The following is a 14,335-nucleotide window of genomic DNA, read 5'->3' on the forward strand; positions in this document are numbered from 1 at the left end:
CGAGCGGGCCATGCCCAGGAGCAGAAGGGCGTGCGGACCTATCTGCTCTTGGCGAACCAGTTCTACGACGCTCTGGAATACGAACGCGCGCTGGAGCAACTCGCGCAGGCTCGGCGCTTTTCGACCGGTGAATCAGACGACGTGCTCCTGTCGCTCTACGAGGGCGTCATCCTGGCAGACCTTGGCAGGAACGAGGCGTCCACCGTGGCGTTCAAGGCGGCCCTCCAGCGTCAACCGCAGGCGAAGCTGCCTGTGAAGGTTTCGCCCAAGGTGGAGCGCAGGTTCGAGGAGTTGCGACGGCAGGTGGAGCGTGAGAGGGCGAAACAAGTCGCGCGCGTCGGCGTGGCGAGGAAGGAGTCCCCAGAAGCCGACGCCTCGAAGACCGGAATCGACGCGCAGGGCAATTCCATGGAGGGGGCGCCAGCGCCCATGAGCGTGTCCACGTCCCCTTCGACGTCTGTGGCCCCTACTGAGCCCCTGTCTGCGCATGCGGAGACTTCTGGAAGTCGCCTGCGGGGTCGGGCGTGGATCCCCGCGACGGTGAGTGGGGCATTGCTGGTGGGCGGTGGTGTGGCCTACCTGCAAGCCCGGAGTGAGCGTTCCAAGCTCCAGACCAACGATGCAAGCTTGACGAACTCCCAAGAGGTGGACAGGAGCGTGTCTCGCGGAAGGACCTTCCAGACGGTGGGTTGGGTCCTCACGGGCGCGGGTGTGGCAGGGCTGGGAATCTCCGCAGGCATGTATCTTCTGGGCGCGCCCCAGGCCTCAGGGCAGATAGAGCTGGGGATGAGTACAGATGGGACGTCTGCCTTTGTTGTCGGGAGGTGGCCATGAGCGTGTTCGGGCGTTGTGTACTGCTGGCGGGCGGGCTGCTGATCGGCCTCATGGGGTGCGTCGACTTCGAGCAGCAGGGGCGCGACTTCTGCCTGCGCAACCCGGAGCGATGTGGTGCGAAGGGGCGCGATGGAGGTGCTGGCGAGGATGGCGGCAGCGGCACCCATCCTGACGCGGGGCCGTTCCTTCCACCGCTCCTCATTGAGCGACCCCAGGCCTCCTTCGAGGTGACAGCGGGCGGCCGTCTGACCTTCAATGGGCGCGCTCAGGATCCGCAGGACAGTGCAATGCGTTTCGCTTGGACCGCGACCGTTGGCTCCTTGGATACCGCGCAGGACACCAGCACCACAAGCCAGATTGTCTGGACGGCGCCACCGTGTCTGGATCCGGGCGTCACGGCTTCCTTCACGCTCACAGTGAGCAATGCATTTGATCTGGCGGTCATCGCCCGGTTCTCCGCCACCGGCATCCCTATCTGTCCGGTGTGGACTTCCGCCAGCAGCATGTCCGTGGGGCGCTCGGGTGCCACGGTCACCCTGTTGCAGTCGGGCAAGGTGCTGGTGGCGGGAGGCCGCTCGGGCCCCATCGAGACCCTTGCCTCCGCAGAGTTGTACGACCCGGCGACGGGCAACTGGGCCTCGACCGGGAACATGTCCTCGCTCCGGACCAACCACACAGCGACGCTGCTGCCTTCAGGCAAGGTGCTGGTGGCGGGCGGTTCGAATGGCACCGCAGCCCTGTCTTCGGCGGAGGTGTATGATCCAGCGGCGGGCACCTGGGGGCCTGCGGGCAGCCTGACTACTGCTCGCACCTATGCCACGGCGACACTGCTATTGTCTGGCAAGGTACTGGTGGTGGGCGGCACGGATCACGACCTCACCATGTCTACCGCAACCGCACAACTGTATGATCCAGGGACGAACACATGGGCCTCCACGGGCAGTATGCCCAGCGGGCGTGGCTACCATTGCGCCTTGCTGTTGCCTTCGGGCCAGGTTCTGGTGGCGGGCGGCTTCAACAGTCGCAACAGTCCCGGCGCCCTATCCTCCGCGGACATCTACGATCCTGAGGCAGGCGCTTGGCACTCCGTGGGCAGCATGTCCACGTACCGTATCTCCTTCACTGCCACGCTGCTTCCCTCTGGCAAGGTACTGGTGACCACGGACAAGGATGGCAGGGCGGAACTCTATGATCCGGAGTCGGGCACCTGGGCGCTTACCGGCTCGATGGTCGTTGGCAGCCAGGGCCACACGGCGACGCTGCTGCCCTCAGGCACGGTGCTGGTGACAGGCGGCTATGGCAAGGACGGCGATGCGCCTCGCGTGACTGCGCAGATGTATGAACCGGTGACTGGCACCTGGACTGCCACGCTTCCCCTTTCCACAGGGCGAAGCGTCCATACGGCCACGCTGCTGCCGTCGGGCAAGGTGTTGGTGGTGGGGGGGCACGGCCCGAGTGGTCCTCTCAATACCGCAGAGCTCTACAGGCCCTGACGCGGGCATCCCACCGCCGAAAGACAACGGGCCGGGCACGCTCGAAGCGCACCCGGCCCGGAAAGTCATGACGTCAGTCTCGGATTAGCGCGTGGCGACGGCGGGCTGCTCGGGCTTCGCGACGACGGAGTCCTTCGCGGCCTGGATGGCGGCGTCGATGTCCAGCTTGCCGCCGGTGATGACCTTGCCCTTGAGGTCCGTGTCCAGCTCCACCGTCTTGAGCAGGAGGTCGCGCACCTGCACGGCCGTCAGGTCCGGGTTCTCCGCGAACATGCGCGCGGCGGTGGCGGCCACGGTCGGCGTCGCCATGGAGGTGCCGCTCATCTCCTCCCACTTGTTGCCCGGCACGGTGCTGAGCACGTCCTCGCCCACCGCGGCCAGGTCCACGACCTTGTCGCCGTGCGACGAGAAGCGCGCCAGCTTGTCGTTGTTCTTGTCCATCGACGCGATGGTGATGACGTTGGGCAGGTCGATGTTGGCGGGCATGTCCGCCACGTTGTTCATGTTGCTGCCGTTGCCGTTCGCCGTGGCCGCGACCAGCAGGATGTCCGCGTCCGCCAGCTTCTGCACCGCCGCGGTCCAGCGCGCCTGGTCCGCCGGGGAGCGGTACGTGTTGCCGAAGCTCGCGTTGGCGGCGCGGATGTTCACGCCCTGCTCCGTCTTGAGGTTGACCAGGTAGTCCACCGAACGCTCGAAGTTGGTGAGCAGGTCGGCGCCGTCGTACAGGCCGCCCACGCTCAGCACCTTGGCCTTGCCGGCCGCGATGCCGGTGTTGCCCTCGCCGTTGTCCTCGGCCGCGATGATACCCGCCACGTGCGTGCCGTGGTCCGTACCCTCGCCCTTGAACGGGTTGCCTTCGCCGGTGCCCACGTTGAAGCCGTGGATGTCGTCCTTGACGCCGTTGCCATCGTTGTCGATGCCGTCCCCGTCGATTTCACCGGGGTTCGTCCACATCGCGTCGTCCAGGTCCGTGTGCTTGAAGTCCACGCCACCGTCGATGACCGCGATGACCGGGTCGCCCGACGGCTTGGGCTTCGGCTGCGACGGATCCACCTTCTTCGCGTCGACGACCTTGTTCGCGTCCGGCTTCACCGCGACGTTGGACGAACCGAAGGCGAAGGCAGACGCAGGCACGCTGCCCGTCGGGGCTGCGGGACGGCCCGTGGGGCGGTCCACGAAGTTGTTGGGACGCGCACCCCGGGTCTCGAAGCCGTCACGCACCGTGAGGGGCTTGGCCTTCGGGGCTTCCGCGCGGGAGGTCTCACCGGTGCGGGCCGTGGGGGCGACGGAAGCGGGCGACTTGCGGTTGATTTCCATGGTGTTCCTCCGTGGGGGGATGCGGAGCGGCCACTGACTCCCACATTGTCGCCTGTCCCGATTTTAAGTTTCGTTGCATTTGTTTTCCGGGTGCACCTGGGGCGGAACCGGGCGTTAGAGAAGGTCGAAATTCCACGGAGGAGGACGCATGAGCCAGGAGCAGTGGACCGCCGTCGACCGCTACATCACCGACCGCCTGGTGGCACCGGACGCAGTGCTGGAGGCCGCGCTGGACGCGAGCGAGAAGGCGGGGCTGCCGGCCATCAACGTGGCGCCCAACCAGGGGAAGTTGCTGATGCTCCTGGCCCAGATTCACGGCGCGCGCCGCATCCTGGAGGTGGGCACGCTCGGGGGCTACAGCACCCTGTGGCTCGCGCGGGCGCTGCCGCCCGGGGGCCGCATCGTCACGCTGGAGGCGGTGCCGAAGCACGCGGAGGTGGCCCGGGAGAACTTCGCCCGCGCGGGCCTGTCCGACGTGGTGGAGGTGCGGGTGGGCCCTGCCCTGGAGACGCTTCCCCAGTTGGCGAAGGAGGGGCAGGCGCCGTTCGACCTGACGTTCATCGACGCGGACAAGGTGAACACGGCGGAGTACTTCGCGTGGGCGCTCAAGCTGTCGCGCAAGGGCAGCGTCATCCTCACCGACAACGTCGTGCGCAAGGGCGGCATCATCGACGGGGCGAGCACCGACGCGAACGTCCAGGGCATGCGCCGCTTCTATGAGACCGTGGCCGCAGAACCCCGCGTGAGCGCCACCGCCGTGCAGACGGTGGGCAGCAAGGGCCATGACGGCTTCTCGCTGGCGCTCGTCACGGGCTGACCGGTCTGGCGTCCCGCACCAGCTCGTCCCAGAGCGTCTTCACGCTCCTGCGCAGCCAGACGTGCGCAGGGTCCCGGTCGAAGCGGGGATGCCACGCCTGGGCGACGACGAAGGAGCCGGTCTCCAGCGGCACGGCGCGCACGCGCAGGGGCATCAGCGCCGCCGCGGACCGGGCGAACACCGAAGGCACCACGGCGATGGCCTGCGTCCGGGCGACGAGGGCCGCCGCCGCGAGCAGGTTGGGCACCACGCCCGTCACCCGGCGGACGTGGCCCCGCCGCTCCAGCAGCGCATCCAGCGGGTTTCGGGTCATCCCGCGCCGGGATGCCACGACGTATTCGGCGCGGGCGAAGCGCTCCAGCGTCAGCTTGCCCCGGGCCAGCGGGGACGTGCGCGCCACGAGGACGGCGAAGGTGTCCTCGCCCAGTCGCTGCACGCGGATCTCCGGGCCCAGCGCGTTCTGCACGCCGATGTCCAGGTCCACGTCGCCATCGCGCAGCGCCTCCACGTCCTCCGTGCCTTCCGCCACGAAGCGCAGCGTGAGCCCCGGGGCCTCGTCGCGCGCCCGCTGGTAGAGCGAGGCTCCTAGCAGCGGGATGATGCCGTCGTTCACCCGCACCGTCAGCGTGCGCGTGAGCTGGGCCGGAGGGGTGGGCGTCCCGGGCGCGAGCAGGGCGGTGGCTTCCCGCACCACCGCGCGCACCTGCTCCTGGAGCGCCAGCGCGCGCGGCGTGGGGACCAGCCCGCGTCCCGCGCGCACGAGCACGGGGTCCCCCAGCGCCGTGCGGATGCGGGTGAGCGTGCGGCTCATGGCCGGCGCGCTCAGGTGGAGCCGTTCGGCGGCGCGCGCCACGCTGCCCTCGCGCAGCAGGGCATCGAGCGCCACGAGCAGGTTGAGGTCCAGGTCCGCCATCCGCGCGATACTAGCCGTGAGCCTGCTACGCGGTGCGCACCGCGAGGAGGCAGTCGTCGTCGTCCCAGGGCAGGGGGACGGTGAGGTAGCCGTGCTCCGGCCGCTCCAGATGCGCCGCGAAGTCCGGGCTCATCTTCACGTTGTCCGCGACCAGGATGGCCCCGGGCCCGAGCTTCGGCTCCAGCAAGCGCAGCAGGGGCAGGTACAGCGGCTTGGCGCCGTCGAAGAGCACCAGGTCCAGGCCGTCCGGCACGTCGGTGCGCAGCGTGTCGAGCGCGTCCCCTTCCCGGAACTCCACCAGGTCTACGAGCCCCGCGGTGGTGAGGTGCTCCCGCGCACGCCGCACCTTGGTGGGTTCGAACTCCGTGGTGATGAGCCGGCCGCCGCCGTTGTCGCGCAGCGCGGAGGCGAGGTGGAGCGTGGAGATGCCGAACGACGTGCCGAACTCCACCACCGTCTTCGCCCGCCGCGCGCGCGTCAGGGCATAGAGCAGCCGGCCCAGCGCCTCCGACACGGGCAGGTAGGCGTCCGCCACCTGCGCGTAGAACGTCCGGTAGTCCTGGTGCAGCGCCTTCGCCCGGGCCTCGGGCGACAGGGTCCGGTAGGGCGCGAGCACGGCGGTGTCCGTCTTGCGCGCGTCGGCGAAGAGGTGGGTGAGCAGGTCGGCGACAGGAGGGGAATGGAGGGTCGTGGTCATGCCCCCCACCGTGCGCCTCCGCCCTCAAGACAACCAGTGCACCGGGCGCACTGCATTCGTGCGCCCGGTGCAGGCAATGACTACCAGACCTTCACGCGCTGCTCCGGCGTGAGGAAGAGGCCCTGGCCGGGCTTCACGTCGAACGCCTGGTACCACGCGTCCACGTTGCGCACGGTGGCGGTGCGGTACGGGCCGGGAGAATGGCCGTCCGTCACCAGCAGGCGGCGCAGCAGCGGTTCACGGAACTTGTTGCGCCACACCTGGGCGAAGCCGAGGAAGAAGCGCTGCTCGCCGGTGAAGCCGTCCTTCGTGACCGCGGGCTTGTCTCCCAGCGACATCACGTAGGCGTCATGGGAGATGGAGACGCCGGCCACGTCGGCGATGTTCTCGCCCAGCGTCAGCTCCCCGTTCACCGTCATGTCGGGCAGCGGGCGGTAGGCGTTGTACTGGGCGGCGAGCGCCTTGCCCGCGGCCTTGAACCGCTGCAGGTCCTTGGGCGTCCACCAGTTGGCCAGCTTCCCCTTCGCGTCGAACTGCGCGCCCACGTCGTCGAAGCTGTGGATGATTTCGTGGCCGATGACGGCACCGATGCCGCCGTAGTTCACGGCCGGGTCGGCGTTCGGGTCGAAGAAGGGGGCCTGGAGGATGGAGGCCGGGAAGATGATGGAGTTCTGCTGCGGCGAGTTGAGCGCGTTGACCTCCTGCGGCGTCATGAACCATTCCTTGCGGTCCACGGGCTTGCCCAGCTTGGCGACGTTGCGGTGGTAGTCGAAGAGCTCCGCGCGCTCGGCGTTGCCGAAGGCGTCACCCTTGATGATCTCCAGCGCGGAGTAGTCACGCCAGGTGTCCGGGTGGCCAATGCCCACCTGCACCGTGCCCAGCTTCTCCTGGGCCCGCGCCTTGGTCTCCGGCGACATCCACTCCAGCGCTTCGATGTGGCGGCCCAGCGCGGCCAGGATGTTGCGGACCATGACATCCGCCTCGGCCTTGGCCTGGGGCGGGAAGTGCTTCTCCACGTAGCGCTTGCCCACGGCCTCGCCCATGGCGTGGTTGGTGGAGTCCACGCCGCGCTTCCAGCGCTCGCGCAGTTGCTGCGCGCCGGAGAGCGTCTTGCCGTTGAACTCGAAGCCCGCGTCGACGAACGCCTTGGGCAGCACGGCCGTCTTGCGCGCGATGGCGTGGAACGTCAGGTAGTCCTTCCACGTCTGGAGCGGCTCGCTGCCCACGAGGCGGGAGATGCCGCTCAGCGCGCTCGGCTGCCAGACGATGAACGCCTCCTGCTGGGCAAGCCCCGCGCTCGCGAACCACGCGGCCCAGTCCATGCCGGGGGCCTTCTTGGTGAAGTCTGCCTGCTTCCAGGAGTTGTTCACCTTGGCCACGTCCTGCGTGTCCTGAGCGGACCAGTGGGCCTTGGCGAGCTTCTTCTCCAGCTCGAAGATGGCGCGGGCCTTCGCGTCGCTGTCGGCGATGCCCGCGTTCTTCAACTGCACGGCGATGTGCTGCTGGTACTTCTCCCGCACCTCCTTGAAGCGCGGCGAGTCCACCAGATAGAAGTCGCGGTCCGGCAGTCCCAGGCCGCCCTGGAGCAGGTACGCGGCGTAGCGGGAGGGCTCGTTCAGGTCCTCCGCCACCCAGAGGCCAAAGAGGCGTTCGGTGGTGGTCTGCCCTGTGTTGAGCGCGTCCACGTCCGCGCGCAGGGTGGTGCCCAGGAGCGTGGACAAATCCTTGCGGGTGGCGACCGCCGTGATGCGCTCCAGCTCCGGCTTCAGCGGGGTGATGCCCTTTGCCTCGATGCCCGCCTCGTCCATGAAGCTGGCGAAGTAGTCACCCAGCTTGCGGTCCTCGCTGCCCGGGGCGGCGTCCGACTTCGCGGCGGTCTCCAGCAGCTCGCGCGTCTGCTTCGAGGCCTCTTCGGCCAGCCGCGTGAACATGCCCATGGAGGAGCGGTCGGCGGGAATCTCCGTCGTGTCCTGCCACTTGCCGTTGACGTAGCGGTAGAAGTCGTCGCCCGGCGCCACGGCCGTGTCCATGCCCGGCGTGTCGATGCCGAAGGTGCCGTACACCGGCTTGGGAGGGGCGGGCGGCGGGGTCGGCGCGGCGGCGGCCTCCGCGGGCGGCGTCGCGGGCTTCTCGGCGGGCGCGGAGGAGGTGCAGGCGGTGATGAGCGCGGACGCACAGACGCCAAACGTCATGCGCGCGGCGCCAAAGGGCGGTCTGGAACGGGACGTCATGAATGCTCCTGGAAGGGCCCCCCAACGGGCTGGCGCACTCTGGCGCACGGGGGCGCGCCGCCAACAGCGCAAACGGCGGTTTCATCCCGGGCTTCGTGGGCAAGCCCCCGGGGCGCGGGCGGGAGCGGGTGACGCGGCGCCCCAGCCGGGCTTTCCCGTCACCGCCACAGCGTCCGTCTTGAGGCCCGTCTCCCCGGGGCGAAGTCGCGCGGGAACGACACGCACGCTTGCCGCCGCCGGGGGTGCCACGCCGGTTCCAGGGGACGCACCCGGTGTGTTAACGCTCCCGCCGCCCATGCAAACCGGTGTCTCGGAACGCACCCGCTTCGTCCTGTTCGCCCTCGCGGGCGGCGTCCTGGCGTTGCTGCTCGCGCACCACCCCGTCCTGCTGTCGGGCTTCCGCCTGGTCCAGGGGGACGAGGGCGACGTGCGCTTCAACCACTACGTGCTGGAGCACGGGTGGCGGTTCATCTCCGGGGACGCGCTCCATGCGCGCTTCTGGGATCCGCCCATGTTCCACCCCGAGCCCAACGTCGCCGCGTACTCGGACGTGCTGCTGGGTGTGGCGCCCTTCTACTGGCTGTGGCGGCTGCTGGGCTTGAGCGAGGACATGTCCTGGCAGGCGTGGAGCCTCACGATGTCCGCGCTCAACTACGCCGCGGCGGTGTGGCTGCTCATGCGCGGGTTGGGCCTGCGCGCGGGGCCGGCGGTGGTGGGGGCGGTGCTCTTCACGGCGGGCGCCCCGCGCATCAACCAGCTCAACCATCCGCAGCTCACCGGCCAGTTCTTCACGCTGCTCGCCCTGGGCGCGGTGCTGGTGTTGCTCCGGCCGGAGACGGACCGGCGGCGCGGGGTGGCGTGGTCCGCGCTGCTCGTGGGCTCCTTCGTGGCCCAGCTCTACGCGGGCTTCTACTGGGGCTGGTTCCTCTTCTTCTTCCTGCTGCTCGGCTTCCTGCTCGCGCTCGACTTCGGAGACACTCGCCGGACCCTCTTCGAGTCCCTGCGCCGCCACCTTCCGGCGCTCGCGGCCTTTGGCGTCGTGGGCCTGGCGCTGCTGGCGCCCCTCGTCCTGCACTCGCGTCAGGCCATCGGCACGGTGGGGCTGCGCGACTTCGCCGAAGTCACCCCCATGGTGCCCCGCGTCTGGAGCTGGTTCTACGTGGGCCCGAAGAGCTGGCTGTATGGCTGGACGAATGACTTCCGTCGCTTCCAGCGTCTGCCATTGGGTTGGGAACACCAGTTGGGCATGGGCTTCGTGACGACCGTCCTGGCGGTGGTGGGGCTGTGGCAGGCCCGCGCACGGCCGGCGGTGAGGATGCTGCTCGTGATGTGGATCGTCACCGTGCTGCTCGTGTCGTTCTATCCAGGGGGCCTGGTTCCCTGGAAGCTCGTCTTCAAGGCCGTGCCCGGCGCGGCGGCCATCCGGGCGCTGGCGCGCATTGGCGTGTGGATGCTCATTCCCGCGAGCATCGGGCTGGCCTTCTTCCTCCAGCGGCAGGTCCAGCAGGGGCGCGTGGCGCTGGCGGCGGGACTGGGTGCGCTGTGCCTGTTGGAACAGGGCCTGAGCATCTCCACCTATGACCGGTTCGAGTCCCGCGCGGACGTGGACGCGGTGGCCTCCCGCGTGGGGCCGGAGTGCCAGAGCTTCTTCTACGCGCCCACGTCCGGCGGCGATGAGGGGTGGAAGTACCAGCTCGACGCGGTGTGGGCTTCCGTCACGCGCGACGTGCCCACGGTGAACGGGTATTCGGGCAACGCGCCCCGGGGCTGGAAGCTCCACGACGCCCGCCGCTTCGACGCGACGTCCGCCGAGCACGTCGACCGCGAGCTGGCGGCGTGGATGGAGGCGAACTCGCTGGCCCCGGGAAGCGTCTGCCGCATCGAGGTGCCGGCGCGGAAGTAGGACGCCCGCGCCCGCCCGGCGCTCACGGCCAGCGGCGGAAGATGAGCGACGTGTTGATGCCGCCGAAGGCGAAGTTGTTGCTCATCACCAGGTCCGTCTCCAGGGCGCGTCCGTCGCCGGTGACGTAGTCCAGGGGCGCGCACTTCGGATCCACCGTCGCGGTGTCCAGGTGCAGCGTGGGCGCGAACCAGTTGGAGCGCATCATCTGGATGCTCATCCACGCCTCCAGCGCGCCGCAGGCCCCCAGCGTGTGGCCCATGTAGCTCTTGAGCGACGACAGAGCGACCTTCTCCCCGAACACCGCCAGCGTGGCGGCGCTCTCCGCCACGTCCCCGGTGTCCGTCGCGGTGCCGTGCGCGTTGACGTACGGGATGGCGGAGGCCGGCACGTCCGCGTCCTCCAGCGCCAGCCGCATCGCCTGCGCCATGGTGTCCGCGTTGGGCTGGGTGACGTGGCGGCCATCGCTGTTGGTGCCGTACCCCAGCACCTCCGCGTGGATGGTCGCGCCGCGCGCCCGGGCGTGCTCCAGGTCCTCCAGCACCAGCGTGCACGCGCCTTCGCCCAGCACCAGCCCGTCGCGCTCGGCGTGGAAGGGGCGGGGGGACAGGTGGGGCGCTTCGTTGTGCTTCGTGCTGGTGGCGAAGAGTGTGTCGAAGACGGCGGCCCCGGTGGCGTCCAGCTCCTCCGCGCCGCCCGCGAGCATCGCCACCTGACGGCCCAGCTTGATGGCCTCGTACGCGTAGCCGATGCCCTGGCTGCCGGAGGTGCACGCGCTGGAGGTCGTGATGATGCGACCGGTGATGCCGAAGAAGACGCCGATGTTCACCGCCGCCGTATGGGACATCATCCGCAGGTACGTCGTCGCGGTGATGCCCTCCGTCGTCTTGTGGGTGATCATCTTGCCGAAGTCGCCCATGTTCTCCGGCGTCCCCGCCGAAGAGCCGTAGGCGATGCCCATCTTGCCGCTCTTCACCAGCGGGTTGCCCAACAGGCCCGCGTCCAGGAGCGCCAGCTCGCTGGCCCGCGTCGCCATCAGCGCCACGCGGCCCATGGTGCGCGTCGTCTTGCGCGAATACGTGGACGACGGCAGCTCGAACGGCGCGGCGGGAGCTCCCAGTCGCGTGTGCAGGCCTTCGTATTGCTTCCAGGACTCCATCACCTGGACGGCGTTCTTCCGGGCGCGCAGCCGCGCCTCCACCGTTGCCCAGTCGTGCCCCAGGGGACTCAGGGCACCCACGCCGGTGACCACCACGCGCTTCATCCGACCATCCCCCCGTTCACGGAAATCACCTGACGCGTGATGTAGCCGGCGTCCTCGGCCATGAGGAAGCTCACCGCGGCGGCGACCTCCTCCGGTCTGCCCACCCGGCGCGCGGGGATGATCTTCAGCGCCTCTTCCAATATCTGCGGGTCCACCATCTCCGTGTCGATGAGGCCCGGGGCCACGCAGTTGACGGTGATGTCCCGCTTGGCCAGCTCCACCGCCAGCGCCTTCGTCGCGCCGATGATGCCCGCCTTGGCGGCGCTGTAGTTCACCTGGCCGCGGTTGCCCATGATGCCGGACACCGACGCCAGCGTGACGATGCGGCCCGGCTTGCGGCGGCGCACCAGCGGCATCGTGAGCGGGTTGAGCACGTTGTAGAAGGCGTCCAGGTTGGTGTGGATGACGCTGTCCCACTCCTCCGCCGTCATGGACGGGAAGGCGTTGTCGCGCGCGATGCCCGCGTTGCACACGACGCCGTAGTAGCAGCCGTGGGCTTCCACGTCCGCGAGCAGCGCGGCTTGCGTCGCGGCGCGGTCCGCCACGTCGAACTGGAGCACGCGCGCTTCGCGTCCCGCGTCCCGCACCAGCGCCGCCACCGCGTCCGCTTCCTCGCGCCGGCTGCGGCAGTGCACCACCACGTCGAAGCCGTCGCGTGCGAGGCGCAGCGCGATGGCGCGGCCGATGCCCCGGCTGGAGCCCGTCACCAGCACCGTCTTGTCACCCATCCGTGTCGCTCCTCTTCACGTCGTGCCCGGCTTGAGGCTCGAACACCGTCAGCGCCGCCGTGGCCACCGTCTGCGTCCCGAGGGTGATGGTGCAGTCGAACTGGCCCAGCCCGTTGTCCGCGGAGAACTGCCGGTGGACCTCGATGCGCAGGCACTCCCCCAGCGCGAAGCGGGGCCGCTGGCATTCATAGCGGCGGGTGCCCAGCAGGAAGCCCACCTTCGGGACCTCTCCGCGCAGCCGCGCATGCCAGCCGGCCCAGGCGGCCACGGCCTGCGCCATGTACTCGATGCCCACCCAGCCGCCCACGGCGCCGTCCACGAAGAAGAGGCTGTCCTCGCGCACCGTGACTTCCGCGAGCAGCGTCTCCGCGTCGCCTTCCAGCGCGCGGTCGAGCAGCCGCATGCGCCCACCATGGGGCACCAGGTCCGCGATGGGCAGGTCGATGGGGGTGCGCATCACGCGCGCTCCAGCACGAGGGCGGCGTTGCTGCCCCCGAAGGCGAACGAGTTGCTCAGCACCGCGCGCACCGGCCGCCCCAGCGCCTCGCCCGGTTTCACCAGCGACAGCGCGGGAAGGGCCGGGTCCGCCGCCCCATCCCAGAAGTGCGCGGGCAGCCGTCCCTCCGGGTTGTCCGTGAGCGTGAGCCACGCGAAGGCCGCCTCCAGCGCGCCCGCGGCCCCCAGCGTGTGGCCGGTGAGCGGCTTGGTGGAGCTGGCCTTCACGTCCGGGCCCAGCAGCGCGTGCACCGCGCGGCTCTCCATCGCGTCGTTCTGTGGCGTCGCGGTGCCGTGCAGGTTCACGTAGTCCACGCCTTCGGGCGTGAGCCCCGCGCGCGCGAGCGCTTCGCGGATGGCGGCGATGGCGCCCCGGCCGCCGGGCTCCGGCGCGGAGATGTGGTGCGCGTCGGAGGACTCGCCCCAGCCGGACAGACGCACCGGCCCCGGCTCGCGCGTCATCAGGAACAGCGCCGCGGCCTCGCCGATGTTGATGCCGTGGCGGTGGACGCTCATCGGGTTGCAGCGCTCCTCGCTCACCGACTCCAGCGAGCGGAAGCCCGCCACGGTGAAGCGGCACAGCGAATCCACGCCGCCCGTCAGCACCGCGTCCACGGTGCCCGCGCGCAACAGCCGCGCCGCGCTCGCCAGGGCCTTGGCGCTGGAGGAGCACGCGGTGGAGATGACATAGGCGGGGCCGGCGAGTCCCAGCACGTGGGCCAGGGCGCTTGAGGGGGCGCCCAGTTCCTGCTGGCGCAGGTGCCAGGTCGCGGGCAGGTGTCCCGTGGCGAGCCGCGCGGCGATGGCGCCTTCGCTCTCCCCGATGCCGGAGGTGCTGGTGCCCAGGACGACGGCCACGCGCTCCGGACCGAACCGGGCGATGGCCGCGTCGACGGCGGGACGGACTTCGGCGAGCGCGGTCAGCAGGAGCGCGTTGTTGCGGCTGTGCCAGGACGCGGGCAGCGCGTCCTGGGCCTGGAGCGGGGCGGTGACGAGGCCCAGGTGCAGCGCGCGGTCCGCGTACCCTTCATGGGCCGCGACGCCGGACGGGGTGGACGCGAACAGGGCGCGCGCCACCTCGCGCTTCCCGGAGCCCAGGGCGCAGACGAGGCCGAGCTGGTGGAGGAAGACGGGGGGCATCATGGAAAGAGTCACTCGTCCGCGAGGCGCGATTCGATGGTGAGCCGGTAGTGCTCGGAGAGGTTGGTGAGCTGTGTGCGCCCTTCCCAGCGCGGCTCGCCATCGTAGCGCACCGTCACCCATTCCCTGCCGTTCTTCGACAGGGCGCGACGCCCCGGCCCATCCTCCAGCGTCCAGCCAGGGGGAAGGGCGGCGCGCACGGCGTCGGCGGGCCAGTAGACGAGCTGCACGTCCCGGAGCACCGGCGCGGACTGGAACTGGGCAGGCAGGCGCGGGTCGCGCTCCTCGTCCAGCGTGGTGCCGTTCCAGCGCAGCGTGATGAGCCGCTGCCCCAGGGCGAAGCCGGCAAGCTGCATCAGCGCTGGCTCCACCTCCAGCAGGGCCTCCAGTGAACGCGGGCCGCCCGGGTCCGACTCGTGCGCGAACTCCAGCCGCTGCGTCAGGCTCACCGTGGCGCCCAGTGCGGCCGGTGCCAGACGCAGCTCTGGCAGCGGTTCGCCGGGAGC

13 protein-coding genes are annotated in these 14,335 nt (G+C 69.9%); 4 read left to right on the top strand and 9 right to left on the bottom strand.

The genetic code is table 11. The features are described 5' to 3' along the window. Window positions 1-30: 30 nt before the first annotated feature. Complete coding sequence (locus D7V88_RS07085; protein WP_147448650.1) at window positions 31-834, top strand: hypothetical protein; 804 nt, start codon at window positions 31-33, stop codon at window positions 832-834. Continuing rightward, entirely contained in the window at window positions 831-2,327 is a 1,497-nt protein-coding gene (locus D7V88_RS07090; RefSeq protein ID WP_120539840.1) for a Kelch repeat-containing protein, read from the top strand. Before D7V88_RS07085 ends, D7V88_RS07090 begins: the two co-directional genes overlap by 4 nt. 84 nt (window positions 2,328-2,411) lie before the next feature. Here the strand turns inward: D7V88_RS07090 and D7V88_RS07095 are convergent, their stop codons facing one another. Then, on the bottom strand, window positions 2,412-3,644 hold the full coding sequence (locus tag D7V88_RS07095; RefSeq protein WP_120539841.1) for a S8 family serine peptidase: 1,233 nt from the start codon (window positions 3,642-3,644) through the stop codon (window positions 2,412-2,414). Between the two features lie 148 nt (window positions 3,645-3,792). Here D7V88_RS07095 and D7V88_RS07100 point away from each other — a divergent pair, with 148 nt between their 5' ends. Next, window positions 3,793-4,461 (top strand): O-methyltransferase, encoded by a 669-nt coding sequence (locus tag D7V88_RS07100; RefSeq protein WP_120539842.1) that lies wholly within the window; start codon window positions 3,793-3,795, stop codon window positions 4,459-4,461. Here the strand turns inward: D7V88_RS07100 and D7V88_RS07105 are convergent. The 3 genes from D7V88_RS07105 to D7V88_RS07115 all read right to left on the bottom strand — a co-directional run bounded on the left by D7V88_RS07105 (window position 4,451) and on the right by D7V88_RS07115 (window position 8,302). Then, window positions 4,451-5,374: a LysR family transcriptional regulator gene (locus D7V88_RS07105; protein ID WP_120539843.1), complete on the bottom strand. Its 924-nt coding sequence runs from the start codon at window positions 5,372-5,374 to the stop codon at window positions 4,451-4,453. The two genes, D7V88_RS07100 and D7V88_RS07105, sit on opposite strands and share 11 nt — an antisense overlap. A gap of 25 nt (window positions 5,375-5,399) precedes the next feature. Next, window positions 5,400-6,071, bottom strand: a complete 672-nt coding sequence (locus D7V88_RS07110; protein WP_120539844.1) for an O-methyltransferase — start codon at window positions 6,069-6,071, stop codon at window positions 5,400-5,402. 80 nt (window positions 6,072-6,151) lie between these two features. Continuing rightward, window positions 6,152-8,302 (bottom strand): M13 family metallopeptidase, encoded by a 2,151-nt coding sequence (locus D7V88_RS07115; protein ID WP_120539845.1) that lies wholly within the window; start codon window positions 8,300-8,302, stop codon window positions 6,152-6,154. A gap of 295 nt (window positions 8,303-8,597) precedes the next feature. Between D7V88_RS07115 and D7V88_RS07120 the strand changes: the two genes are divergently transcribed. Further along, window positions 8,598-10,205: a hypothetical protein gene (locus D7V88_RS07120; protein WP_120539846.1), complete on the top strand. Its 1,608-nt coding sequence runs from the start codon at window positions 8,598-8,600 to the stop codon at window positions 10,203-10,205. 22 nt (window positions 10,206-10,227) lie between these two features. Here the strand turns inward: D7V88_RS07120 and D7V88_RS07125 are convergent, their stop codons facing one another. From D7V88_RS07125 to D7V88_RS07145, 5 genes are all read right to left on the bottom strand, one after another. Next, window positions 10,228-11,466 carry a beta-ketoacyl-ACP synthase gene (locus D7V88_RS07125; RefSeq protein ID WP_120539847.1) on the bottom strand — a complete coding sequence of 413 codons (1,239 nt, stop codon included), beginning with the start codon at window positions 11,464-11,466 and terminating at the stop codon, window positions 10,228-10,230. After that, window positions 11,463-12,194: a 3-oxoacyl-ACP reductase FabG gene (gene fabG / locus D7V88_RS07130; RefSeq protein ID WP_120539848.1), complete on the bottom strand. Its 732-nt coding sequence runs from the start codon at window positions 12,192-12,194 to the stop codon at window positions 11,463-11,465. Before fabG ends, D7V88_RS07125 begins: the two co-directional genes overlap by 4 nt. Then, window positions 12,187-12,651, bottom strand: a complete 465-nt coding sequence (locus tag D7V88_RS07135) for a hotdog family protein (RefSeq protein WP_167509821.1) — start codon at window positions 12,649-12,651, stop codon at window positions 12,187-12,189. The genes fabG and D7V88_RS07135 overlap by 8 nt, the downstream gene beginning before the upstream one ends. Next, window positions 12,651-13,832 (bottom strand): beta-ketoacyl-ACP synthase, encoded by a 1,182-nt coding sequence (locus tag D7V88_RS07140; protein WP_120539850.1) that lies wholly within the window; start codon window positions 13,830-13,832, stop codon window positions 12,651-12,653. The genes D7V88_RS07135 and D7V88_RS07140 overlap by 1 nt, the downstream gene beginning before the upstream one ends. Window positions 13,833-13,840: 8 nt before the next feature. Further along, window positions 13,841-14,335, bottom strand: a 495-nt coding sequence (locus D7V88_RS07145; RefSeq protein ID WP_147448651.1) for a DUF3261 domain-containing protein, incomplete at its 5' end; no start/stop codon positions are given.

The organism is Corallococcus terminator, assembly GCF_003611635.1.
In the GTDB taxonomy this organism is placed as follows: Bacteria; Myxococcota; Myxococcia; order Myxococcales; family Myxococcaceae; genus Corallococcus; species Corallococcus terminator.

Excerpts from the sequence above, each read along its gene's own strand:
- D7V88_RS07135 (WP_167509821.1), bottom strand. The coding sequence starts at position 12,651 with ATGCGCACCCCCATCGACCTGCCCATCGCGGACCTGGTGCCCCATGGT.
- fabG (WP_120539848.1), bottom strand. The coding sequence starts at position 12,194 with ATGGGTGACAAGACGGTGCTGGTGACGGGCTCCAGCCGGGGCATCGGC.
- D7V88_RS07140 (WP_120539850.1), bottom strand. The coding sequence starts at position 13,832 with ATGATGCCCCCCGTCTTCCTCCACCAGCTCGGCCTCGTCTGCGCCCTG.
- D7V88_RS07110 (WP_120539844.1), bottom strand. The coding sequence starts at position 6,071 with ATGACCACGACCCTCCATTCCCCTCCTGTCGCCGACCTGCTCACCCAC.
- D7V88_RS07100 (WP_120539842.1), top strand. The coding sequence starts at position 3,793 with ATGAGCCAGGAGCAGTGGACCGCCGTCGACCGCTACATCACCGACCGC.
- D7V88_RS07090 (WP_120539840.1), top strand. The coding sequence starts at position 831 with ATGAGCGTGTTCGGGCGTTGTGTACTGCTGGCGGGCGGGCTGCTGATC.
- D7V88_RS07095 (WP_120539841.1), bottom strand. The coding sequence starts at position 3,644 with ATGGAAATCAACCGCAAGTCGCCCGCTTCCGTCGCCCCCACGGCCCGC.
- D7V88_RS07105 (WP_120539843.1), bottom strand. The coding sequence starts at position 5,374 with ATGGCGGACCTGGACCTCAACCTGCTCGTGGCGCTCGATGCCCTGCTG.
- D7V88_RS07125 (WP_120539847.1), bottom strand. The coding sequence starts at position 11,466 with ATGAAGCGCGTGGTGGTCACCGGCGTGGGTGCCCTGAGTCCCCTGGGG.
- D7V88_RS07120 (WP_120539846.1), top strand. The coding sequence starts at position 8,598 with ATGCAAACCGGTGTCTCGGAACGCACCCGCTTCGTCCTGTTCGCCCTC.
- D7V88_RS07115 (WP_120539845.1), bottom strand. The coding sequence starts at position 8,302 with ATGACGTCCCGTTCCAGACCGCCCTTTGGCGCCGCGCGCATGACGTTT.